Origin of the sequence: Paraoerskovia sediminicola, from assembly GCF_030296575.1 — a bacterium.
Lineage (GTDB): Bacteria > Actinomycetota > Actinomycetes > Actinomycetales > Cellulomonadaceae > Paraoerskovia > Paraoerskovia sediminicola.
Genome location: NZ_AP027729.1, coordinates 163,077 through 185,404, shown reverse-complemented (window position 1 = coordinate 185,404; position 22,328 = coordinate 163,077). Strand labels below are relative to the sequence as shown.

Genomic DNA, 22,328 nt, shown 5'->3' with positions numbered 1-22,328 from the left:
CGGACGTCAGAGGCCCAGGGTGCTGCGGACGTCGACGGCGAGCCGGTCGAGCCGCGCCCTGGCCTGGGACCTCGCGGCACCGACCTGGTCGTGCGACGCGTCCGGTGCGACGGGCAGCACGACCTCGAGGTAGCACTTGACCTTGGGCTCGGTCCCGCTGGGGCGCACGATGACCCGGTCGTCGTCCTCGGTGAGCAGCAGGATCCCGTCGGTGGGCGGGAGCCCGTCGTACCCGTCCGAGAGGTCGACGGTGGTCGTGACCGCCGAGCCGGCGAGGGCCGTCGGGGGCGCCCCCGCAGGCCCTCCATCGTCGAGCCGATCTGGGTGAGGTCCGTGAACCGGGCGGAGACCTGGTCGGTCAGGTACAGGCCGTGCGTCCGGGCCAGGTCGTCGAGCGCGTCGGGGATCGAGCTGCCGGCGGCGGCCAGCCGGTTCGCGACCTGCGCCACGACGAGCCCGGCGCTGATCCCGTCCTTGTCCCGGACCACGGCCGGGTCGACGCAGTAGCCGAGCGCCTCCTCGTACCCGAAGGCCAGCCCCTCGACGCGCGAGATCCACTTGAACCCCGTGAGGGTCGTCCGGTGGGTGAGGCCGTGGGCCGCAGCGATCCGGGAGAGCAGCCGCGACGAGACCACCGAGCTCGCGAGGACCGACCCGGGCGCCGCGCGCGACGCCATCTCCTCACCGAGGAGTGCGCCGACCTCGTCGCCGTGGAGCATGCGCCAGCCGTTGCTCCGGGCCGTCTCGGCGCCCTGGTACGTGCCGGTGCCGCGGTCGAGCACCGCGACCGCGCACCGGTCGGCGTCGGGGTCGTTGGCGATCACCAGGTCGGCACCGGTGTCCTGGGCGAGGGCGAGGGACAGGTCGATCGCGCCCGGCTCCTCGGGGTTGGGGAACGACACGGTGCTGAACTCCGGGTCGGGATGCTGCTGCTCCTCGACCGGGACGACGTCGGTGAACCCCGCCTCGCGGAGCGCGGCGGACGTCAGCGCGTCCCCGACCCCGTGCAGCGCGGTGGTGACGATGCGCAGGCGGCGCGGGGCGCCGTCCGACCAGCGGCCGACGGCGTCGAGGTAGGCGCGGACGACGTCGTCGCCCAGGACGGTCCACCCGGACCCGGCGCGCGGCACCTCGGCCGCGACCGGGGCGGCGTCGATGTGACCGGCGATCCCCGTGTCGTGGGGCGGGACGATCTGCGCGCCGCGACCGCTCGCCTCGACGGCACGGCCACCGAGGTACACCTTGTACCCGTTGTCGGCGGGCGGGTTGTGGCTCGCCGTGACCATGACGCCGGCGTCGGCGTCCAGGTGCTGCACGCTGAAGGCGAGGACCGGGGTCGGGAGGGCGCGCGGCAGCACGTGCACCTCGAGCCCCGCGGCCGTGAGGACCGCGGCGGTGTCGAGGGCGAACGTGCGCGAGTGGTGGCGCGCGTCGAAGCCGACGGTGACCCGTGCGGGTCGGTCGGTCGTGTCGACGGTCTCGAGCAGGTACGCACCGAGCCCGGCCGCGGCCCTGATCACCACCGCCCGGTTCATCCGGTTCGGTCCGGCGGCCATGCGCCCGCGCAGACCCGCGGTGCCGAACGCGAGCGTGCCCGAGAACCGGTCGCGGAGCTCGTCCAGCGCCGCACGCCGGATGTCGCGCCGCCGGGGCTCCGTGTCCCGCACCCGCGCCACCAGCGCGAGCAGGGCGTTCTGGTCGTCGGGGTCGGGGTCGGCCGCCGACCACGCCTCGGCGCGCTCGAGCAGCTCGTCCACGTCGGAGCCCGGCCAGTAGCCGGGACGGAACGGGACGTCCTCGTCGCTCGTCTCCGGGTTCATCTCAGATCCTCCCCACGATCGAGGCCAGCAGCGCGCTGATCCGTGGTCCGGCCTCGCGACCCGCCTCGATGACCTCCTCGTGCGAGAGGGCGTGGACCCCGATCCCGGCCGCGAGGTTCGTCACCAGCGAGATCCCGAGCACGTCGAGGCCGCAGTGCCGCGCCGCGATGGCCTCGAGCGTGGTGGACATCCCGACGAGGTCGGCGCCGAGCACCCCGGCCATGCGCACCTCGGCGGGCGTCTCGTAGTGGGGCCCGGGGAACTGGGCGTACACACCCTCGGCGAGCGAGTCGTCCACCGACCGGGCGAGCTCGCGCAGCCGCGGGCTGTACACGTCGGTCAGGTCGACGAACGTCGCGCCCTCCAGGGGCGAGGTCGCGGTGAGGTTCAGGTGGTCCTTGATCAGGACAGGGGTCCCGGGTCGCCAGGACGGGTGCAGGCCGCCGCACCCGTTCGTGAGGACGATGGACCCCGCACCGGTCGCTGCGGCCGTGCGGACCCCGTGGACGACGCGGCGCACGCCGCGGCCCTCGTAGAGGTGGGTCCGGGACCCGAGGACCAGCGCGTGCCGCACCTGTCCGTCCGGGCGCTCGATCCGGATCGAGCGGGTCGTCGAACCGTGCCCCGCCACCGCGGGTCGGGTGAACCCGGGGATCTCGTGGGTGGGGATCTCGGCGACCGTCTCGCCCACGAGGTCGGCCGCCGCGCCCCAGCCGGACCCTAGGACGAGAGCCAGGTCGTGGTGGTCGATCCCGGTGGCACCGGCGATGTGCTCCGCCGCGTCACGGGCGACGGCGAACGGGTCCGTCGTGGGGTCGTCGAGTGCGTCCGGTACGTGGTTCGTCATGGCTGCCACGCTATTCCCTAACGGCCCGGTCCGCTCCCTCCGGGCGGTCCGTGAGCCGCCACAGGTCGGCGGATGTGCTCTGCGGCCCGCGGACCGTCAGAATGGCCCCGTGAGCATCGACACCCCTCCCATGCTGTCCAGCCGCGTCGTCGTCCTCGGGGAGGTCCCGGCGGGTACGAGGCGGCCCTGGTGGCCCGTCGCCTCGGCGCCGACGTCACGGTGATCGAGCGCGCCGGGCTCGGCGGTGCCGCCGTCCTCACCGACGTCGTCCCCTCGAAGACCCTCATCGCCACCGCGGAGTGGATGACCAACGCCGAGTTCGCGGCCGGCCTGGGGATCCGGCCCGGTGCCGCCGCGGCCCTGGGCAAGGACGCGTCCGTCGACCTCGACGTCGTCAACACCCGGGTCCGGGCGCTCGCGGCCGCGCAGTCCGCGGACATCCGCGGCCGGCTGGAGCGGGAGGGTGTTCGGGTCGTCATCGCGGACGGCCGGCTGGACGGCCCGACCGACGTGGTCGCGCGCAGCGCGGACGGCTCCGAGGAGCGGTTCGACGCGCACGTCGTGCTGCTCGCCCTCGGTGCGACGCCCCGCGTGCTGCCCGACGCCGTCCCGGACGGCGAGCGCATCCTGAGCTGGACGCAGCTCTACTCGCTCACGGAGCTGCCTGAGCACCTGATCGTGGTCGGCTCGGGCGTGACGGGGGCCGAGTTCGCCGGGGCGTACCACGCGCTCGGTGCGCAGGTGACGCTCGTCTCGAGCCGGGACCGCGTGCTCCCGGGCGAGGACGCCGACGCCGCCGAGCTCATCGAGAACGTGTTCCGCACCCGCGGGATGACGGTGTGCTCCCGGTCCCGGGCCGAGTCGGCCCGACGGACCGAGACAGGTGTGGAGGTGACCCTCGCCGACGGTCGCGTCCTCGAGGGCTCGCACGTCCTGCTCGCCGTCGGCTCCGTTCCCTCGACGGTGGGGATCGGCCTCGAGGAGGCCGGCGTCGAGCTCACCGAGCGGGGCCACGTGCGCGTCGACAAGGTCTCCAGGACGACCGCGCGCGGCGTGTACGCGGCGGGGGACTGCACCGGCGTGCTCCCGCTGGCCTCGGTGGCCGCGATGCAGGGCCGGGTCGCGATGGCGCACGCGCTGGGCGACGCGGTGAGCCCGATCCGCCTGCGGACGGTGGCCGCGAACATCTTCACGGCACCCGAGATCGCCACGGTCGGCTACTCGGAGGCCGGCCTCGAGGAAGCCGGGGTCAAGTACGTGTCCGCGATGCTGCCGCTCGCACGGAACCCCCGCGCGAAGATGATGGGCATGCAGGACGGGTTCGTGAAGCTGTTCGCGCACCCGGACGCGGGGGTGGTCTACGGCGGGGTCGTCGTGGCGCCGCGGGCGAGCGAGCTGATCTTCCCGATCACGCTCGCGGTCTCGCACCGGCTCACGGTCGACGACGTCGCCGAGGCGTTCACCATCTACCCGTCGCTCAGCGGCTCGATCGCCGAGGTCGCACGGATGCTGCACCACCGCATAGCCTGAGACCGCAGGAGAGCTGCGGCGCTCGAGAGCATGCCGACCCCGCTCTCCCGGAGGCACGGGGATCGGGTCCGGTGAGCGCAGGTCAGGCGAAGAGCTGCTGCCCCACGAAGGCGCCGTCGGCGCCGCCCAGGGACGCGCCGTCCGGCACGCCGCGGGGGACGGCCCACAGGCCGGACCCGGTGTGGCGCAGGTACTCCATCATCGTGTCGTTGCGCGACAGGCTGTTCTGCATGGGGATGTACTGCGTCGCCGGGTCGCGGACGTAGGCGATGAAGAACAGGCCTGCGTCGAGCCTGCCGAGCCCGTCGGAGCCGTCCGTGTAGTTGTACCCGCGCCGGAGCATGCGGGCCCCGCCGTTGGCCGACGGGTGCGCCAGCGCGACGTGCGACGACGGGTCGATGAGCGGGACGTCGTCGCGACCGGTCGCCTCGAAATCCGGCTCGGTGAACTCGTCCCCGCCCGACAGCGGCGCCCCGGCGCCCTTGGTGCGCCCGACGATCGCCTCCTGCTCGCGCAGCGACGAGCGGTCCCAGGTCTCGATGGTCATCCGGATGCGCCGCGCGACGAGGTACGAGCCGCCGGCGAGCCAGGAGGCGCCCGCGTCGTCGGCCGCGTCGACCCAGACGTGGTCGTCGACGGCCTCCGGCTCCTCGGCCTTGAGGTTCGCGGTGCCGTCCTTGAAGCCGAACAGGTTCCGGGGCGTCGTCTGGCTGGTCGACGTGGTCGACGTGCGCCCGTACCCGAGCTGGCTCCACCGCACGGCCGCCCGTCCGAACGCGATCCGCGACAGGTTGCGGATCGCGTGGACGGCGACCTGAGGGTCGTCCGCGCAGGCCTGGACGGCGAGGTCCCCGCCCGTCCTGGCGTCCTCCAGCATGTCCGCCGGGAAGTGGGGGAGGTCCTCGAGCAGCGCCGGACGGCGGCCCGCCAGCCCGAAGCGGTCGTCGCCGTTCGCGTCGGTGAACAGGCTCGGGCCGAACCCGAAGGTGATGGTCAGCCCCGAGGCCGAGAGCTCCTGGGCCTCGCCCGTGTCGTCCGGCGGTGCGTCGTACGGCCCCGAGTCGGCGCCGTACTCCCCGGCCGGGAGGCCCTGCGTCATCCTGTCCGCGGCGAACGTCCACTCCCGCAGCAGGCCGATCAGCTCGTCACGGTCCGACGTCGTGACGTCGAACGCGGCGAAGTGCAGCCGGTCCTGGACGGGGGTGACGATGCCCGACTGGTGCGCCCCCGTGAAGGGGTACGTCGCCCCGTCCCCGGCGCCGGTCGCGCCGGGGACCGGGCCGGGGAGGCGTTCGCGACCGTGGTGCCGCTGACGAACCCCGCGGCGACCCCCGCCCCGAGCGCCCCCGCCATCCCGCCGAGCAGCGCTCGGCGGGAGAAGGCGCGGGGTGAGCGCGCGCCACGGGAGCCCTGGGCGCCCTGCGCGTCGTCGTCAGGGGGCGGGGCGGGCTGCGAGGCCGCCCCTGCCCCTCCCGCGGGTGCGTCGGTCATCGGTGGTCCCTCAGAGGACGACGGCGGCCGTCAGCTGGGACAGCGGCTCGCCGAGCGCGTCGACGGCGGTCGAGAGCTCGCGCACCTGGTCGTCGGTGAGGTCGGTGTAGAGCACGAACCCGTCACCGTCCTTCTGGGCGTCGAGCAGTCCTTGGATCTCCTCGAAACGCGCGTCCAGCGTGCCGGCGAGGTCCTCGTCCTTGGCGAGGACGACGTCCCGCAGCCCGTCGTAGGCGACCTTGGCGCCGTCCACGTTGGCCTGGAAGTCCCACAGGTCGGTGTGCGACCAGATCTCCTCCTCGCCGGTGACCTTCCCGGTCGCGACCTCGTCGAGGAGGCCCTTCGCGCCGTTGCCGATCGTGGCGGCGTCGATCTGCTCCGCGAACGCCGCGTCGTGCGTGCGGTCGTAGAGGTCCTGCGTGTCGGTCATGAGCTTCTCGGCGTAGGCCGAGCGCTCCTCGTCGGTGAGGGCGACGTACTCCTCGCCGCCGTTCGCGTCGGCGTCGGGCGCCCAGAGGTCCTTCTCCAGGAGGTGCCAGCCCGTCCACTCTTGGCCCTCCTCGAGGTCCGCCTCGCGCAGGTCCATCATCGGGTCGAGGTCGCCGAAGGACTCGGCCACGGGCTCGATGCGCTCCCAGTGGACGCGCACCGGCGCGTACAGCTCGCGCGCGGCGTCGTCGTCCTCGGCGACGTAGGCGTCGACGAACTCCTGCGTCCCCGCGAGGAGCTGCTCCGTCTGGTCCTTGATGTACGCGACGTAGTTCGTGACCGCCGCATCGACCTGCTCGGCGAGCTCACCGGTCGGCGCGACGTCCGCGCCGGAGTCCGTCACGGTGAAGTCCGCGCGGATCCCGTCGCCGACCATCCCGGGCTTGCACGAGGTCTGGTACGAGCCGGGCTTCGCGGTCAGCACGAGGTCGCGGGTGATGCCCGGGCCGATGTTCTCGACCTCGGAGACGATGCGCAGGCCGTCCTCGGCGAGCAGGTAGAACTCCGTGACCTGGTCGCCGTCGTTCGTGACCTCGAAGATCACGTGGCCCGAGGGCGCCTCGGCGGCCGACACGTCGCAGGCGTCGGCCGTCGAGCTGACCTCGAGCGTCGTGCTCCCGGAGGCTCCGTCGCCGCCGGCTGCCGCCGGGGCGTCGTTCGGGGTGCAGGCCGTGACCGCGAGCAGCAGGCCCGCGACCGTGAGGACCGCCGGGGCGGTGCGTCGGGCCGCGGTCGCCCGGGACGGCGTGAGGGTGGTCGAGCTCATCGGGAGGTTCCTCCGGTGGTGGTGGCGCCGTCCGGCACCTCGGCGGCAGGCGTCGAGGAGGGCGCCACGGGGACGCCGCCCTTCGCAGCGGGCGCCGAGAACCAGACGGTGCGGACATAGATGGTCAGGGTCGGGACGAGGTAGGCCAGCCAGGCCGCGAGCTCGAGCCACGTCGTCGCGGGCGAGAAGTTGAAGATCCCCTTGAGGAGCGTGCCGTACCAGCTCGACGGCGGGACCTGCTCCGAGACGTCGAAGGCCAGGGAGTTCAGACCGGGCAGGATCCCGGCCTCCTGGAGGTCGTGGACGCCGTAGGCGAGGACGCCTGCGGCGATGACGATCAGGGCGAGGCCGGTCCAGGAGAAGAAGACGCGCAGGTTCAGGCGCACGGCACCCCGGTAGACGAGCCAGCCCAGGGCGATCGCGACGGCCAGGCCGAGGACGGCGCCGAGCAACGGCCGCGTCGAGGCTCCCGTGGCCTGGGCGCCGGCCCACAGGAAGAGCGCGGTCTCCAGCCCCTCACGGCCCACGGCGAGCATCGCCATGACGAGCACCGCCCACCGTCCGGCGGACACCGCGTCGTCGAGCCGTCCGTGCAGGTCGCGCTTCAGGTACCGGGCGGTGCGCCCCATCCAGAAGATCATCCAGGTGATGAGCCCGACGGCGAGGATCGAGAGGGTGCCGCCGATCGCCTCCTGCGCCTCGAACGTCAGCCCCTGAGGGCCGAAGGTCAGGAGCGCGCCGAACGCGAGCGACGCGGCGACGGCGATCGAGATGCCGGTCCACAGCTGTGGGAGCAGGTCGCGGCGACCGCTCTTGACGAGGTACGCGACCAGGATCCCGACCACGAGCGCGGCCTCCAGGCCCTCGCGCAGGCCGATGAGGAAGTTCGCGAGCATGGTGGTCCCCCTGGGTACTGCTGGTCTGTACGGCTGGTCTGTCCGACCTGCGCTGGTCGGTCCTGCGGAGCGTCCGAGGCGCGGCTCGTGCGGGCAGGCTGCGCCGTCCCCCGGGTCGGTCTCGTCACGCTCGGGTCAGTTGAGGCGAACCTACGTAAGGCTCGCCTGGCCTAACGTGAGGACCATACTCCCTCGGGAGCGGATCGTGGAACAGGCGTCTCGCGCAACGGACCACCGGTAGGGGTGGTGCTGGGTGGTCGAGGGGCGATCGAGGGGCGTGCGGGGGTTGTGCTGGGTGGACCAGGAGTCTCGGCGGTGCCATACATGGTGGCGGTGCTGGCCGTGCCGGTCGTGCTGGCGGTTCTGTCAGCCCTCCGGGTCGGTCTCGAGCCGCGCACGCAGACCCGGCCAGGCGGCGGCGAAGGCGGCGAGCAGGGGCAGGCGGGCGACGTCGTCCACCGGCACCCACCGCACGTCGATGCTCTCGGCGTCCGTGACCGCGGGCACGACGTCCGCGCCGGGCGTCTCCTGCGCGATCACCGTCGTGTAGGACCAGGCCCCGTGGTCCACGACCGACGTGCCGAGCACGACGATGTCGTCGGCGTCGATCCCGGCCTCCTCGCGGGCCTCGCGCAGTGCGCCGGCCTCGGCCGACTCGTCGGGGTTCCGTGCACCGCCGGGCAGGGCCCAGGTGCCGCCCTGGTCGCTCCAGACCGCGCGGTGCTGGAGGACGACCGACACGACTTCTCCCGCCGTTCGTCGCACGAGCATGAGCCCGGCCGCGCCGAACAGTCCCCAGTGCCTGCCGCCGCAGTCGCACTCCACCCAGCCGTCCCCGGGCTGGAGATGACGCGCGGGCGGGCCCGCGGGCTGGTCCGGGTCGTGCGGGACGGTGGGGATCGTCACGGGGTCGATTCTCCCACCGCCGGCCTCGGGGCTCAGTCGACGATCTCGCAGATCGCGGTGCCGGAGCTGACGCCCGTGCCCACCGCCGCCGCCAGGGACTTGACGGTCCCGGTCCGGTGCGCGACGAGCGGCTGCTCCATCTTCATCGCCTCGAGCACGACCACCAGGTCGCCCTCGGTGACCTGGGCGCCGTCCTCGACGGCGACCTTGACGATCGTGCCCTGCATGGGGAGGTGAGGGTCGTGGCCGACGAGGCGGCGGCCTTCGCCGCGGCGCGGCGGGCGGGCCGGCGGGCGGCGTTCGCCGACCGTGCGCGACCGGCCGCACCACCGAGCCCGGCCGGGAGGACGACCTCGAGGCGCTTGCCGCCGACCTCGACGACGACGCGCTCCGTCGCGATCGGTGTGGGCTCGTCGTCGGTCGCCTCGGGGGCGGGAGCCGGGGCGAGGGCGGCGACCGTGTCGGCGAACTGCGTCTCGATCCACCGGGTGTGGACGCGGAACGCCGAGCCGTCGGTGGGGACGAAGTCCGTGGAGTCCAGGACCGCGCGGTGGAACGGGACCACGGTCGGGATGCCGCCGATCTCCAGCTCGCGCAGCGCGCGCCGCGAACGCTGCACGGCCTGCTCCCGGGTCGAGCCGGTGACGACGAGCTTGGCGATCATCGAGTCGAAGGCGCCGGAGATGGTGTCGCCCTCGACGATCCCCGAGTCGACGCGGACGCCGGGGCCTGACGGCAGCCGGAGCCTGGTCACGCGGCCGGGCGACGGCATGAACCCGGCGCCCGGGTCCTCGCCGTTGATGCGGAACTCGAACGAGTGCCCGCGCACGGCGGGGTTCGCGTAGCCGAGCGCCTCGCCCTCGGCGAGCCGGAACTGCTCACGCACGAGGTCGATCCCGGTCACCTCCTCGCTCACCGGGTGCTCGACCTGGAGGCGCGTGTTCACCTCGAGGAACGAGATCGTGCCGTCCCGGCCGACGAGGAACTCGCACGTCCCGGCGCCGACGTACCCGGCCTCGCGCAGGATCGCCTCCGACGCGCGGTAGAGCTCGGCCTCCTGCTCCGCGGAGAGGAACGGGGCGGGTGCCTCCTCGACGAGCTTCTGGTGCCTGCGCTGCAGCGAGCAGTCGCGGGTCGACACGACGACGACGCCGCCGTGGGCGTCCGCGAGGCACTGGGTCTCCACGTGCCGCGGCTCGTCGAGGTACCGCTCCACGAAGCACTCGCCGCGCCCGAAGTTGGCGACGGCCTCGCGGACGGCGGACTCGAACAGCTCGTCGATCTCGGCGGCCTCGCGCACGACCTTGATCCCTCGACCGCCGCCGCCGTAGGCGGCCTTGATGGCGAGGGGAGGCCGTGCTCGGCGGCGAACGCGTGGATCTCGGCAGCGTCGGCCACCGGGTCCTTCGTCCCGGGGACGAGCGGCGCGCCGGCGCGCTCCGCGATGTGGCGCGCGCTCACCTTGTCGCCGAGAGCCTCGATGGCCGCCGGGGGAGGACCGATCCAGATGAGCCCGGCGTCGGTGACGGCCTGGGCGAAGTCGGCGCGCTCGGAGAGGAACCCGTACCCGGGGTGCACGGCGTCGGCACCGGAGCGGCGCGCGACGTCGATGAGCTTGGTGATGTCCAGGTACGTCTCGGCGGCACGGACCCCGGCGAGCGCGTAGGCCTCGTCGGCGAGCGCGACGTGCACGGACTCACGGTCCGGGTCGGCGTACACCGCCACGGAGGAGATCCCGGCGTCGGAGCAGGCGCGGACGATGCGGACGGCGATCTCGCCGCGGTTCGCGACGAGCACCTTGGTGATGCGGGAGGTCGTGGGCACGGCTCACGGTAACGCGTCGGCGGGGGTGCTCACACGTAGGACCCGTGCGCTCCCGCAAGATTGGGGATGCGCCCAACCGCCTCCGGGTCCGTTTGTCGGGATGCCACAGGTGCGGGCGCCGTGGCGTCGGGGGCCCGGCCGAGCGTTGTGCCCTCCCGACAAGGATCGCCGGTGGCCGTGCGGTGCTCGTGCGGTGGCCGTGCGGTGCCTGTGCACGCCCGTGCCACGCCCGTGCCGGTGTCCGTGCTGGCCTGTGCCGTTGCCGCGCGACGCTCGGTCAGCCTCGCGACCAGAGTCCCACCCAGGGGACGTCGATCTCCGCGAGCAGCCGCCGCAGCAGCGGCAGGCTGATCCCCACGACCCCGTGGTGGTCGCCCTCGATCGACTCGACGAACGCGCCGCCCAGCCCGTCCACCGTGAACGCGCCGGCCACCTCGAGCGGTTCACCGGTGGCCACGTACGCGTCGATCTCGTCGTCGCCGACGTCGGCGAACGTGACGCGGGTCGAGCTCGTGGCCGCGCTGCTGCGACCGTCGGTCGTCAGGACGCAGTGGCCGGAGTGCAGGGTGCCGGTGCGTCCGCGCATGGCCAGCCACCGCTCGCGCGCGTCCTCGGCGTCAGTGGGCTTGCCGAGCACGTCGCCGTCGAGCTCGAGCATCGAGTCGCACCCCACGACCACGTCGACCGGGGTTCCCGTGCCCTGCGGGCCCGTCGGGGAGAGGCTCGTACGCTCGTCCGGCGTGAGCGGCGCGGCGGCCAGCGCTGCCAGCACCGTCTCCGCCTTGGCCCGGGCGAGCCCGAGCACGGCGTCGACCGGGGCGAGGGCGGACGGCGCGGCCGCGGCTCGGGCGTCGGCGAGCACCCGGTCCTCGTCGACGTGCGAGACGCGCACGGCCGGCTCGACGCCCGCGGCGCGCAGCGTGGCGAGACGCGCCGGGGAGCGGGAACCGAGGACGAGCGTCATCGGGCCACCGCCTCGCGCAGGACGTCGAGCCCGACGGACCCGAGCCCGAGGGCGCGGGCGTGGAACTCGCGGAGGTCGAGTTCCGCGCCGCGGGCCCGTGCGGCCGAGGCTGCGTCGTCGCGCGCCGACTCCCAGAGCCGCTGGCCGACCTTGTACGAGGGCGCCTGCCCCGGCCACCCGAGGTAGCGGTCGAGCTCGAACCGGAGCGTCGCCTCCGGGAGGGCGACGTTCTCCCTGAGGTAGGTCCACGCCTTGGCGGCGTCCCACGTGCCCCCGCCCACCGAGGTGGGCGCCGGCAGGCCGAGGTGCACGCCGATGTCCACCACCACGCGCGCCGCGCGCAGCCGCTGCGCGTCGAGCATCCCCATCCGGTCGCCCGGGTCGTCCAGGAAGCCGAGGTCCGCCATCAGCCGTTCCGCGTAGAGCGCCCAGCCCTCGCCGTGGCCCGACACCCAGCACGCGAGCCTGCGCCAGGTGTTCAGGGTGTCGCGGTCGTGCACCGCCTGGGCGCACTGCAGGTGGTGACCTGGGACGCCTTCGTGGTAGACCGTCGTCCGCTCCTGCCAGGTGGTGAACCGGTCCGTGCCCTCGGGCACGGACCACCACATGCGCCCTGGTCGGGAGAAGTCGTCGTTCGGGGGCGTGTAGTAGATGCCGCCCGTGCTCGTCGGTGCGATGCGGCACTCCAGTGCGTGCAGGGGCTCGGGGATGTCGAAGTGCGTGCCGTCGAGCGCCGCGATCGCCGCGTCGGAGGTCTCCTGCATCCACGCACGCAGCGCGTCCGTGCCCACCAGCGTCCGTGCAGGGTCGGCGTCGAGCAGTGCCACAGCCTCGGCGACCGACGTCCCCGGGCCGCCGATCTGCGCCGCGACGGCCTCCTGCTCCGCGGCGATCTCGGCGACCTGCGCGAGTCCCCACGCGTAGGTCTCGTCGAGGTCGACCTCCGCCCCGAGGAACCAGCGCGACGCCAGCGCGTACCGTTCCCGCCCGACCGCGTCAGCCTCGGGCGCGAGCGGCGCGAGCTCGCGCTCGAGGAACACCGCGAGCCGTCCGTAGGCCTCCCGGGCGCCGAGCGCCCCGAGCTCCAGCCTCCCGCGGAGCAGCTGGCACGCGCCCGAGTCGTCGAGCACCGAGGCCGCCGAATCCCCGCGGACCAGCGACGTGAAGAAGGAGTCGTCCCCGGCGAGGTCGCGCGCCTGGTCGGCGCACGCGCGGACCTGCCGGACGGCGGCCACGTGGCCGGCCTGCGCGGCCGCGCGCAGCGATGCCGTGTAGCCGCTGAGCGCCGCGGGTACGGCCTCGAGCCGGGACGCGACGTCCTCCCAGTCCTCGACCGTGCCGGTGGGCATGAGGTCGAAGACGTCCCGGAGGCTCTGGAGCGGCGACTCGATCACGTTGAGCGCAGCGAGCTGCTCGCCCGCGGCGTACAGCTCGAGCTCGAGGCCGAGGCGCTCGCGCATCGCCGCGAGGGTCACCTCGTCGACCTCGTCGAGCCGGTCGGTCTCGTCGCTCTGGCCGACGCGCTCAGGTGCCCCGGGCGCGGCGACCTCGTCGAGGAGTCCAAGGTCTGCCGGCACAGCTCGGCCCGCGCGGCGTGGCCGGCGGGCGAGAGGTCGGGCAGCTCGTGGTCGTGCCCGTTCAGTCCCATGACGGTCGCGGCGATCGGGTCGAGCGCGGCGTAGCGCCGCACGTGCTCGTCGGCGATCGCATCGATCGTCGAAGGGCTGCGCGAAGGGCCGTGTGAAGGGCTGCGCGAGGGGATGCGGGAAGGATTGCGGGTGGGGGCGCGGTCGGGCGTCGGTGTCACCGCACCGACACTACGCGGGCCGCCGGACCAGCGACGCGGCGAACGGGCTCCGGGTGGTGCGGGGCGCCGACTCGATGGTGCGCCGGACCGAGCGCGTCGGGAACACGCCGATGGGCGAGCGGGGCAGCACCGGGGCGAGGCTGCGGCGCAGACCCTCCGGTGCGGCGCCCAGAGCCTGGGTCAGTGCCCGGCCGGGCACCGCGGCGAGCAGCGCTCGCGCCTGCTCGTGGAGATCGCGCTGCTCCCGGCGAGCGGCTGCCAGGTAGGCGCGGTGCGGTGAGCGGGTCCCACCCAGGAGGGTGTCTCCGGCGCGGTCCAGGTGCTGCGCAGCACGCTCGACGATGGTCTCGGTGATCGCACCCAGGTGCGGTGCGCCCCGACGGTCGGCGAGCACGACGTCGAGCGTCCTGCTCATCGACCACAGATCCTGGGCAGGGGAGAGCGTGGCCCTCGGGCCGGTCGCGCCCGGCGTGGTGACGAGGGCCCAGGTGCGAGACCGCAGCGCGAGGCGCGCCGCCCAGGCGCGGTCCCCGGCGACACCCTCCGGGAAGTCGAGGAGCCCGTCGTCGGCGAGGCTGCGGTCGTAGAGACCGGTCCAGACCGGATCGGGGTCGAGCGCCGTCTCGGGTGAGGCCAGCATCGACGAGCGGGGGTCCAGGAGCGTGTCGACGCCCTGGTGGGGGCCCCGTGCGAGCGTCGGCAGGCGCATCGTTCGCGGGAGCGTGCTCGCCGAGCGTGCGTAGTCGCACCCGAGGCTCTCCATGGCCCGCACCAGGGCGTCGAGGTGGCCGGGGGCGAAGACGACGCCCGGCTCGAGGAACGTCACGAAGCGACCGCGCGCCGCCTGGGCGCCTGCGGTGCGGGCACCGCCCACGTCCCCGGGCCGGGCGTGGCAGACGGTCGCGACGGCGGCCCCGGAGCGTGCCAGGTCGGCCAGGTCGGCCGCGCCTGCCATGCCTGCCGCGCCTGCAATTCCTGTCGTGCCCGTCATCGCTGTCGTGTCCGTCAGGTCCGACCCGTCCAGGGCTGACGGCGCGACGTCCGCGAGACCGTCGTCGACGAGCACGAGCTCCAGGTCGCTCTCGGCGACCCGGCGGAGCGTGCGGTCGCGGGTGCCTCGGGTGTCTCGGGTGACGGAGAGACCGAGGGCCTCCCGGAGGGACCACGGCGCGGTGGGGGTGAACGTCCCTCGGGTCACGACGACCGAGACGAGGGGACGACCGGAGCCGGTGGGGTTGCGCATGGCCGCGACGCTACGTCCGCGGGGCGACGGCGCAGTGAACTCCGCGGTGGGGGAGGCGGAAGAGTCGGTGTCGCGTCCTGGAACAGCAGGTGAACGGCCGGTCCGGGCGGTCCGGGGCCGCCAGGTCGGTCGGGGCGGGGAGCCGGTCGCGTCAGTCGGTGGGCTCGGCGTCTGCGGACCCCTCGGTGCCCTCGCCCGGGGCGAGGCCACCGGGCGGGCTCGCGGCGTCGTCCGACAGCGAGGCGAGGACCTCGTCCGCCCAGCGTCGCTCGTACCGCGCCAGCACGACGTCGGTGCCGGAGGGCGCTGTGGCGTACCAGACCGCGACGGGTTCGTGCCTGCCGGGTCGGGGGTGCGTGTCCTCGACGTGGTCCTCGACATAGTCCTCGGCGACGGGCGCAGCAGCGTCGTCGTCAGCGCCCCCACGGGCGCGGTCCGCGGCATCTCGCCCCGAACGGTCGAGGACCTGGTCGACCCGAGCCGTCCGCGCCCGGACCGGGTCGTCGGCGCGTGTGTACGTCAGCGTCGCCGAGTCACGGGCCGCGACCTCGACGGAGCCGGTCGTCCGGACAGGGTCGGCGAGCAGGGCCGCCCGACCGCGCGCCTCGGCGCTCTCCCGGCGCTGCGCCAGGTGCTCGAGAAGCGCCGCCGCGGCTGTGGCCGCGACCGCGACCATCGTCGCCCACGCGGTCCACCGAGGGAGCCCCCAGCCCTGCCACTGCGCGACCTGCTGCCACGCGATCAGCGCGACCGCGGGGACGAACGGCACGAGCCAGGCGAGCCGCCGGACCGCGGACCGCCGCGGTGCCGGCGGGAGGTCGCCGATCGGGGCCTCGACGGCCTCGGGGCTCTCGACGACCTCGAGCAGCACCGTGCTGGGGAGCCCGCGGCCACGGGACGTGCGGTCGGGCCCCGGAGCGCCGGTGGTCACGACTGCAGGCTCCAGCGCCACGCGTCGGCGTTGTGGCGCCCTGACCTGCCGCCGAAGTTCTTGGCCGTCGTCCCGCCGCTCCCGCGCAGGCCGCGGGCGTGGTTGGTCCACTCGTCGACGGGCGCCGCGTCCTCGGGGACGACGCCGCCGGCGAGCGCCGCGCTCAGACCGGCCACGAGGGCGACGACCTCGTCGTCGTCCGGGGATCCGCGCACGATGCGCAGGCTGGACGGGTCCGCGGACTCGCTCACTCGTCGTCCTCCTCGTCGAAGAAGTCGGGGGCCTCGCCGCGCGACACGCCCCACTCGCCGACGTGGAACCCGGTGTCGAGGAGCTGCTGGGCGATGCGTGCGCCGGCGGAGTCGATGATCTCCATGACGCCGTCGAGCGTCGCGTCCGTCGTCGTGCGAGGGGTGCCGACCACGTAGCCGAGGTAGAAGACGTCGGCCTCCGTGGCGCGCACGTCCGGGTCGTCGTCCGCGCCGTCGTCGTCGGCGGGCTCCCAGATCTGCGACGTCACGTCGGGGTGTGTCCCGAGGGCGTCGTGGAACGCGTCGTAGAGCTGTCCGTTGAGCATGCCGATCCGCGCCTCGAGGGCGAGGATCCGCGGGTCGTCGTCGGCCTCGGCCGCGCCGAACTCGGCCCGGACGCCGACGGCGGCGCCCACGTACTCGTGCAGGGCCGCGGTGATCCGGTCGACGGCGGCGTGCAGGGGCGCGGCGTCGACCGCCCCGAGCGGGACGGGGCCGTGGGTCGGGTCGTCGTGGCTCACAGCGGGATGTTCCCGTGCTTCTTGGGCGGCATGCTCGCGCGCTTGGTCCGCAGCGCGCGCAGGGCGCGCACGATCTGGACGCGCGTCTCGGACGGGCGGATCACGGCGTCGACGTAGCCACGCTGCGCGGCGTCCCAGGGGTTGACGATCGCGTCCTCGTACTCGGCGACGAGACGGGCACGCTCGGCCTCGACGTCCAGCCCGTCGGCCTCCGCCTTCTTCAGCGCGCCGCGCTGCAGGATGTTCACCGCACCGCCTGAGCCCATGACGGCGATCTGGGCCGTCGGCCAGGCGAGGTTGACGTCGGCGCCCAGCTGCTTGGATCCCATGACGATGTACGCGCCGCCGTACGCCTTGCGCGTGATGAGGGTGACGAGCGGGACCGTCGCCTCGGCGTACGCGTAGATGAGCTTCGCCCCGCGGCGGATGATGCCCTGGTGCTCCTGGTCGACACCGGGGAGGAAGCCCGGCACGTCGACGAGCGTGAGGACGGGGATGTTGAACGCGTCGCAGGTCCGGACGAACCGGGCCGCCTTCTCGGACGCGTCGATGTCGAGCGTGCCCGCCATCGCGAGCGGCTGGTTGGCGACGACGCCCACGGCCTGGCCCTCGACGTGCCCGAACCCGACGACGACGTTGCGCGCGTACATGGGCTGGACCTCGAGGAACGCCCCTTCGTCGAGGACGTGCTCGATCACGGTCCGCATGTCGTACGGCTGGTTGTCCGAGTCCGGGACGAGGGTGTCGAGCTCGAGGTCGGCCTCCGTCGTCTCCGTCGCGGAGTCGTCCTCGGGGACGAACGTCGGCGGGTCGGAGAGGTTGTTCTGCGGGAGGTACCCGACGAGGTGGCGGACGTAGTCGATCGCGTCGTCCTCGTCGCTGCCCATGTAGTGCGCGACGCCCGACTTCTCGTTGTGCGTCTGCGCCCCGCCCAGCTCCTCGAACCCGACGTCCTCGCCGGTGACGGAGCGGATCACGTCCGGACCGGTGATGAACATGTTCGAGGTCTTGTCGGCCATGACGATGAAGTCGGTGAGCGCCGGCGAGTACACCGCGCCCCCGGCGCTCGGGCCGAGGATCAGCGAGATCTGCGGGATCACGCCTGAGGCCGCGACGTTGCGGCGGAAGATCTCGGCGAACTGCGTCAGGGCCGCGACACCCTCCTGGATGCGGGCGCCGCCGCCGTCCGAGATGCCGATCAGGGGCACCCCGGTGCGCAGCGCGAGGTCCTGGACCTTGACGATCTTCTGTCCGTGCACCTCGCCGAGGCTCCCGCCGAACACCGTGAAGTCCTGCGAGTACACACACACCTGGCGGCCGTCGATCGTCCCGTGGCCCACGACCACGCCGTCCCCGGCGACCTTCTTGCGGTCCAGCCCGAAGTTCGTCGAGCGGTGGGTCGCGAGCGCGTCGAGCTCGACGAAGCTCCCCTCGTCGAGGAGCGCCTCGATGCGCTCGCGGGCGGTCTTCTTGCCCCGCGCGTGCTGGCGTTCCTGGGCGGCGGACCCCGGTGCGGTCGTGGCGGCGGCGCGGCGGCGCTCCAGCTCTTCGAGCTTGGCGGCGGTCGACACGGCCGGTTCCGGTGGCGTCGGGGCGTCGGTGGCTGCGGTGTTCACCCGCACGACACTAGTTGCTGTGCGCGCGGGGATCGACGGCGCGCCGGGCAGGCGTGGAGCCCCTGGGTTGGCGGTTGCGGACAAAGTCGGGCGCTGCGCGGCATGATGGAGCGGTGCCGACCACGCCCGAGACCGACCAGCCCGACCGCACCGCACCCGCGGCCCCTGTCCGGGAGCCGCTGCGTGCGGAGGCGCTCCGGACCCTGCTCTCCGGGCACGGCCGTCCCGTGCTGCGCGTCGAGGTGATCGAGGCCGCGGGGTCCACGAGCGCGGAGCTCGCGGCCGCCGTGCGGGCCGACCCTGAGGCCTGGCCGGCGCCGTCGCTGCTCGTCGCCGAGCACCAGAGCGCCGGCCGAGGGCGGTCGGGTCGCGAGTGGTCGGCCCCGCCGCGCAGCTCGCTCCTGGCCTCGATCCTGCTGCGGCCCGCGGTCCCGGCGCACCGGGTCTCGTGGCTCCCGATCCTCGCGGGGCTCGCCGCGGCCCACGCCCTGCGCGCGACGGCCGGGGTGCCGGCGGTGCTGAAGTGGCCCAACGACGTCCTGCTGCCCGCCCCGACGGACCGGGGCGACGGCGTCGAGAGCCCGGACCGGGAGCTCGACGGCTGGGGGACCTGCGCAAGGTCGGCGGGATCCTCTCGGAGGTCCTGCCCGACGGCGGGGCGATCGTCGGTCTCGGGATCAACGTCTCGCAGACCCAGGACGAGCTCGCGGTCCCGTCGGCCACGTCGCTCCTGCTGGCCGGGGCGGCGACCGTCGACCGCGAGGTGCTCCTGACCGCGCTGCACGAGTCGTTCGCGGGGATCCTCGGGCGCTGGTACGACGCCGGTGGGGACGCGGTGGAGGCGGGGCTCGCCGACGACTACGCGCACCTCTGCGGCACGCTGGGCCGCCCGGTCCGGGTCGATCTCGTCGGCGGGGGCGTCCTCGAGGGTCGTGCCACCGGGATCGACGGTGACGGTGCGCTCCTCGTCGACGACGGGTCGTCGACGCACCGGGTCGTGGCCGGCGACGTCCACCACCTGCGTCTCTCCGCCTGAGGCCCTCACGCGGCCACAGGCGGCGGCCGCGCCGGCCCGTCGAGCACGGTGCCGAGCGGGTGAGCAGGGTCACTATGATGGCGGCGTGCCCGACGACGCGAACGTTCCCTCGGACCCCGCCCCGGCGGCCGGGTCGTCGTCGACGAACCCCGGTCCAGCACCTGCGCCGCGGGTGGAGGCCGCCGTCGACGACGCCTCGCAGACGGCGTCGCGGCTGGACGCCGCTCTCCTGGGCGGGCGCCGCGACCTGGCGCTGGACGACCTCGCGAAGGACGCCGCGCTCGACCCCGCGCAGGTCGAGGACTACTGGCGGTGGCTCGGGCTCCCGGTGACCGACCCGGCGGAGCCCCACTTCGCCGAGTCGGACGTGCGGGCGCTGCGGGAGATCTCGGAGCTGTTCCGCACGGAGGGCCTCGACGAGCAGATCCAGACGACGCTCGTCCGGTCGACGGGCCACACGACCGAGCGCCTCGCGCTGTGGCAGGTCGAGGCGCTCGTCGAGCACATGGCACGCCGGTTCCGCCTGGACGACACGAGCGCCCGGCTCCTCGTGCTCGACCGGTTGCCCGATCTCGCCCCGGTGCTGGAGCACCAGCTGCTGCACGCGTGGCGGCGACAGCTCGCGGCGGTCGCCGGGCGGTTCGCGGCCGAGTTCTCGGGGGCCCGGGGCTCGGCGTCGGACGACGCGTCCCAGCTCCCGCTCCCGCGTGCGGTGGGCTTCGCCGACATCGTGTCGTTCACCCGCCGCACGGCGGGGCTCGGCCCTGCCGAGCTCGCCGAGTTCGTGCAGGCGTTCGAGGCCGGGGCCCGCGACGAGATCACGCGGGCGGGTGGCCGCGTGGTCAAGACGATCGGGGACGCGGTGCTCTTCGTGGCGGACGACGTCGTGACGGGAGCGAACGTGGCCCTCGCCCTCGCGGACGCGGCGGGGGAGAACAGCACGGCGCGCGACGTGCCGCCCGTGCGGGTCAGCCTCGTGTGGGGGAGGGTCCTGTCGCGGTTCGGCGACGTGTTCGGCACCTCGGTCAACCTGGCGGCCCGACTCACGGAGATCGCGGAGCCGTCGACCGTCCTCGTGGACCCCGCGACGGCCGCCCGGCTGCGCACGGAACCGCGGTTCGTGGTGACCGACGTGGCGCCCCGCGAGCTCCAGGGGCTGGGTGTCGTGGCTCCGTCGCGCCTCTCCCGGGGGTCGTCGGCCTGAGCCGCAGCGCGTGCCTGAGCCGCAGCGCCGGCCGACGGGCCGGGGCAGGGGCAGGGTCAGACCGGCTCGAGCAGGTGGGGGCCGTCGTTCGCCACCGAACCGACCGCCCGTGACACGGGCCGGGCCACGAGCTCGACCGGAGCCGACGCGAGGACCGACGCCGCGGCGTCCGACCCCACGGCCGGGTCGAGCCACAGGTCCCGCTCCGTTGCCGGGACGACGACCGGCATGCGGTCGTGGATCCGGGTCAGGTCGCCGACCGCGGCACGGGTGACGATCGTGGTCGAGACGAGCCAGCGGTCGGGGTCGTCGTCCGAGCGCTCCGGGTCGCGCCAGAACTCGTAGAGACCGGCGAACGTGAGCCGGTGGCCGTCGGGGGCGGCGATCGCGTGCGGCTGCTTGGGCTGCTTCGCCGTCTGGCCCTTGCGCCACTCGTAGTACGCGTCCGCGGGGACCAGGCACCGACGGGCGGCGAACGCCTTCGCGAACGTCGGCCGCTCGGCGAGCGTCTCGGAGCGCGCGTTGATCGCGCGGGCCGCGCGCGAGCGGTCCTTCGACCAGCTGGGGACGAGGCCCCAGGACGCGACCTGGAGGGAGCGGACGACGTCCGTCCCGCTCTCCGTCCCGCTGTCCGTCCCGCTGTCCGTCGTGCTGCTGGGCCGGGGTGCGCGCTCGACGACGATCCGGACCGGGTCGGTGGGTGCGACGTTCCACGACGGCGGGAGCATCCGCGCGTCGTCGGCGATCTCGGCGACCGCGAGCTCGTCGGCGAGATCCTGGGCGTCGGTGAACGATGCATAGCGTCCGCACATGCGTCCAGGGTGCCGCACGGGTCCGACATCCGGCCGGTGACCACCACGCGAGACGAGTGATCGAATCGATACGACAGAGGGCTCGCTGCGCCGTAGGATCAGCCCGGTGACCACTCCTGCCGCGCCCCGCCGCTCCACCGTGCGCTGGGTGCTCCTGCTCGGCTCCCTCGCGGCGCTCCCGGCCTTCACCGTCGACATGTACCTGCCGGCGCTGCCGGACGTCGCGGAGGACCTGGGGTCGTCGCCCGCCATGGCGCAGCTCACCGTCTCCGGGATGCTCATCGGTGGCGCGGTCGGCCAGCTCGTGATCGGGCCGCTGTCGGACAGGTACGGTCGCCGGCTGCCCGTCGTGGTCGGGCTCACGCTCCACGTCGTGACGTCGCTGCTGTGCGCCGTCGTCCCGTCGGTCGGCGCGCTGATCGTGCTGCGGGTCATGCAGGGGTTCTTCAACGCCGCGTCCCAGGTCGTCGCCATCGCCGTCATCCGGGACCGGTTCACCGGCTCCGAGGCGGCCCGGATCCTGTCCCGGCTCATGCTCGTGATCGGGCTCGCGCCGCTCCTGGCGCCGTCGATCGGGAGCATCGTGCTGGGCGTCGGCGGGTGGCGGTGGGTCTTCGTCGTGCTCGCCGTCATGGGTACGGTGCTCGCCCTGCTCGTCCTGAAGTTCATGCCCGAGTCGCTGCCGCCGGAGCGGCGGCGCCCCGGCGGCGCCCGCGCGGTGCTGAACGGCTACCGGACGCTGCTCGCCGACCGCAGGTTCCTCGCCCTCGCCGTGATCCCCGGGCTCGGCATGGCCGTGATCATGAGCTACGTCGTCGGCTCCCCGTTCGTCCTGCAGGAGGGGTTCGGCCTGTCGCACGGCCAGTTCGCCGTGCTCTTCGCGGTGAACGGCATCGGGCTCGTCCTGTCCGCACAGGTCAACGCCGCGCTCGTGCGCAAGGTGGCACCGATCCGGCTCCTGCGCTTCGCGATCGTGCTCCAGGGCGTGTTCGCGCTGGCGCTGCTGGCCGTCGCCCTGACCGGTGTCGGCGGTCTCGTCGGCCTGCTGGTCGCGCTGTGGCTCGTGCTGTCCATGCAGGGGCTCGTCCCGGCGAACGCCTCCGCCCTCGCGCTGTCCCGCCACGGGGAGATCGCCGGTACCGCCGCCGCGGTCATCGGCGCCTTCCAGTCGGGGATCGCCGGGCTCGTGAGCCCGCTCGTCGGCGTGCTCGGCGGGGACGCCGTCGCGATGGCCACCGTCATGCTCGGTGCCGTGCTCCTGACGATCCTCGTCCTGGCCACCGCGACCCCCGCCTACCGCCGTGGCGGCTGGCACGCCGAACCGTGAACACGCCGATGCTCGGGCACAGAGCCCACGACGGCGCCGTGACGTCG

Annotated in this window: 17 protein-coding genes and 3 pseudogenes; 5 read left to right on the top strand and 15 right to left on the bottom strand. The window is 74.1% G+C overall.

Features of this window, described 5'->3' with window-relative positions; translation table 11 throughout:
* Positions 1 to 6: 6 nt before the first annotated feature.
* Together QUE47_RS01025 and QUE47_RS01020 are read right to left on the bottom strand one after the other, a co-directional pair.
* A pseudogene (locus QUE47_RS01025) lies at positions 7 to 1,820 on the bottom strand (phospho-sugar mutase).
* A gap of 1 nt (position 1,821) precedes the next feature.
* Positions 1,822 to 2,667, bottom strand: a complete 846-nt coding sequence (locus QUE47_RS01020; RefSeq protein ID WP_286218214.1) for a purine-nucleoside phosphorylase — start codon at positions 2,665 to 2,667, stop codon at positions 1,822 to 1,824.
* 72 nt (positions 2,668 to 2,739) lie between these two features.
* Between QUE47_RS01020 and QUE47_RS01015 the strand changes: the two genes are divergently transcribed.
* The gene (locus QUE47_RS01015) at positions 2,740 to 4,197 is read left to right on the top strand and encodes an NAD(P)H-quinone dehydrogenase (RefSeq protein WP_434019713.1); all 1,458 of its coding nucleotides are present in this window, start codon (positions 2,740 to 2,742) and stop codon (positions 4,195 to 4,197) included.
* 82 nt (positions 4,198 to 4,279) lie between these two features.
* Here the strand turns inward: QUE47_RS01015 and efeB are convergent, their stop codons facing one another.
* From efeB to QUE47_RS00955, 12 genes and pseudogenes are all read right to left on the bottom strand, one after another.
* A complete protein-coding gene (gene efeB / locus QUE47_RS01010; RefSeq protein ID WP_434019742.1) occupies positions 4,280 to 5,383 on the bottom strand; it encodes an iron uptake transporter deferrochelatase/peroxidase subunit in 1,104 nt (367 codons plus the stop codon).
* A gap of 315 nt (positions 5,384 to 5,698) precedes the next feature.
* Entirely contained in the window at positions 5,699 to 6,943 is a 1,245-nt protein-coding gene (gene efeO / locus QUE47_RS01005) for an iron uptake system protein EfeO (RefSeq protein WP_286218213.1), read from the bottom strand.
* On the bottom strand, positions 6,940 to 7,839 hold the full coding sequence (gene efeU / locus QUE47_RS01000) for an iron uptake transporter permease EfeU (RefSeq protein WP_286218212.1): 900 nt from the start codon (positions 7,837 to 7,839) through the stop codon (positions 6,940 to 6,942). Before efeU ends, efeO begins: the two co-directional genes overlap by 4 nt.
* A gap of 366 nt (positions 7,840 to 8,205) precedes the next feature.
* The gene (locus tag QUE47_RS00995; protein ID WP_350227614.1) at positions 8,206 to 8,745 is read right to left on the bottom strand and encodes an NUDIX domain-containing protein; all 540 of its coding nucleotides are present in this window, start codon (positions 8,743 to 8,745) and stop codon (positions 8,206 to 8,208) included.
* A gap of 32 nt (positions 8,746 to 8,777) precedes the next feature.
* A pseudogene (locus QUE47_RS00990) lies at positions 8,778 to 10,551 on the bottom strand (acetyl/propionyl/methylcrotonyl-CoA carboxylase subunit alpha).
* A gap of 295 nt (positions 10,552 to 10,846) precedes the next feature.
* Positions 10,847 to 11,533, bottom strand: a complete 687-nt coding sequence (locus QUE47_RS00985) for a Maf family protein (RefSeq protein ID WP_286218211.1) — start codon at positions 11,531 to 11,533, stop codon at positions 10,847 to 10,849.
* A pseudogene (locus QUE47_RS00980) lies at positions 11,530 to 13,295 on the bottom strand (DUF885 domain-containing protein). Before QUE47_RS00980 ends, QUE47_RS00985 begins: the two are co-directional and overlap by 4 nt.
* Before the next feature lie 55 nt (positions 13,296 to 13,350).
* Positions 13,351 to 14,583 carry a glycosyltransferase family protein gene (locus QUE47_RS00975; RefSeq protein WP_286218210.1) on the bottom strand — a complete coding sequence of 411 codons (1,233 nt, stop codon included), beginning with the start codon at positions 14,581 to 14,583 and terminating at the stop codon, positions 13,351 to 13,353.
* A 151-nt stretch (positions 14,584 to 14,734) separates the two neighbouring features.
* A complete protein-coding gene (locus tag QUE47_RS00970) occupies positions 14,735 to 15,514 on the bottom strand; it encodes a hypothetical protein (RefSeq protein WP_286218209.1) in 780 nt (259 codons plus the stop codon).
* Positions 15,511 to 15,765, bottom strand: a complete 255-nt coding sequence (locus QUE47_RS00965; RefSeq protein ID WP_286218208.1) for an acyl-CoA carboxylase subunit epsilon — start codon at positions 15,763 to 15,765, stop codon at positions 15,511 to 15,513. Before QUE47_RS00965 ends, QUE47_RS00970 begins: the two co-directional genes overlap by 4 nt.
* Entirely contained in the window at positions 15,762 to 16,286 is a 525-nt protein-coding gene (locus tag QUE47_RS00960) for a hypothetical protein (protein ID WP_286218207.1), read from the bottom strand. The genes QUE47_RS00965 and QUE47_RS00960 overlap by 4 nt, the downstream gene beginning before the upstream one ends.
* Positions 16,283 to 17,902 (bottom strand): acyl-CoA carboxylase subunit beta, encoded by a 1,620-nt coding sequence (locus QUE47_RS00955; protein WP_286218206.1) that lies wholly within the window; start codon positions 17,900 to 17,902, stop codon positions 16,283 to 16,285. Before QUE47_RS00955 ends, QUE47_RS00960 begins: the two co-directional genes overlap by 4 nt.
* Positions 17,903 to 18,015: 113 nt before the next feature.
* On the opposite strand from QUE47_RS00955, the gene QUE47_RS00950 reads away from it, so the two are divergent.
* The 3 genes from QUE47_RS00950 (at position 18,016) to QUE47_RS00940 (ending at position 20,142) form a co-directional block, all read left to right on the top strand.
* Entirely contained in the window at positions 18,016 to 18,675 is a 660-nt protein-coding gene (locus QUE47_RS00950) for a biotin--[acetyl-CoA-carboxylase] ligase (RefSeq protein ID WP_286218205.1), read from the top strand.
* Positions 18,666 to 18,938, top strand: coding sequence for a hypothetical protein (locus QUE47_RS00945; RefSeq protein ID WP_286218204.1), 273 nt, complete (start codon positions 18,666 to 18,668; stop codon positions 18,936 to 18,938). The genes QUE47_RS00950 and QUE47_RS00945 overlap by 10 nt, the downstream gene beginning before the upstream one ends.
* A gap of 85 nt (positions 18,939 to 19,023) precedes the next feature.
* Positions 19,024 to 20,142: an adenylate/guanylate cyclase domain-containing protein gene (locus QUE47_RS00940; protein WP_434019712.1), complete on the top strand. Its 1,119-nt coding sequence runs from the start codon at positions 19,024 to 19,026 to the stop codon at positions 20,140 to 20,142.
* A 56-nt stretch (positions 20,143 to 20,198) separates the two neighbouring features.
* Here QUE47_RS00940 and QUE47_RS00935 read toward each other — a convergent pair whose 3' ends face one another.
* A complete protein-coding gene (locus QUE47_RS00935; RefSeq protein WP_286218203.1) occupies positions 20,199 to 20,954 on the bottom strand; it encodes an SOS response-associated peptidase in 756 nt (251 codons plus the stop codon).
* Between the two features lie 106 nt (positions 20,955 to 21,060).
* Here QUE47_RS00935 and QUE47_RS00930 point away from each other — a divergent pair, with 106 nt between their 5' ends.
* Positions 21,061 to 22,281 carry a multidrug effflux MFS transporter gene (locus tag QUE47_RS00930; protein WP_286218202.1) on the top strand — a complete coding sequence of 407 codons (1,221 nt, stop codon included), beginning with the start codon at positions 21,061 to 21,063 and terminating at the stop codon, positions 22,279 to 22,281.
* Positions 22,282 to 22,328: the final 47 nt, after the last annotated feature.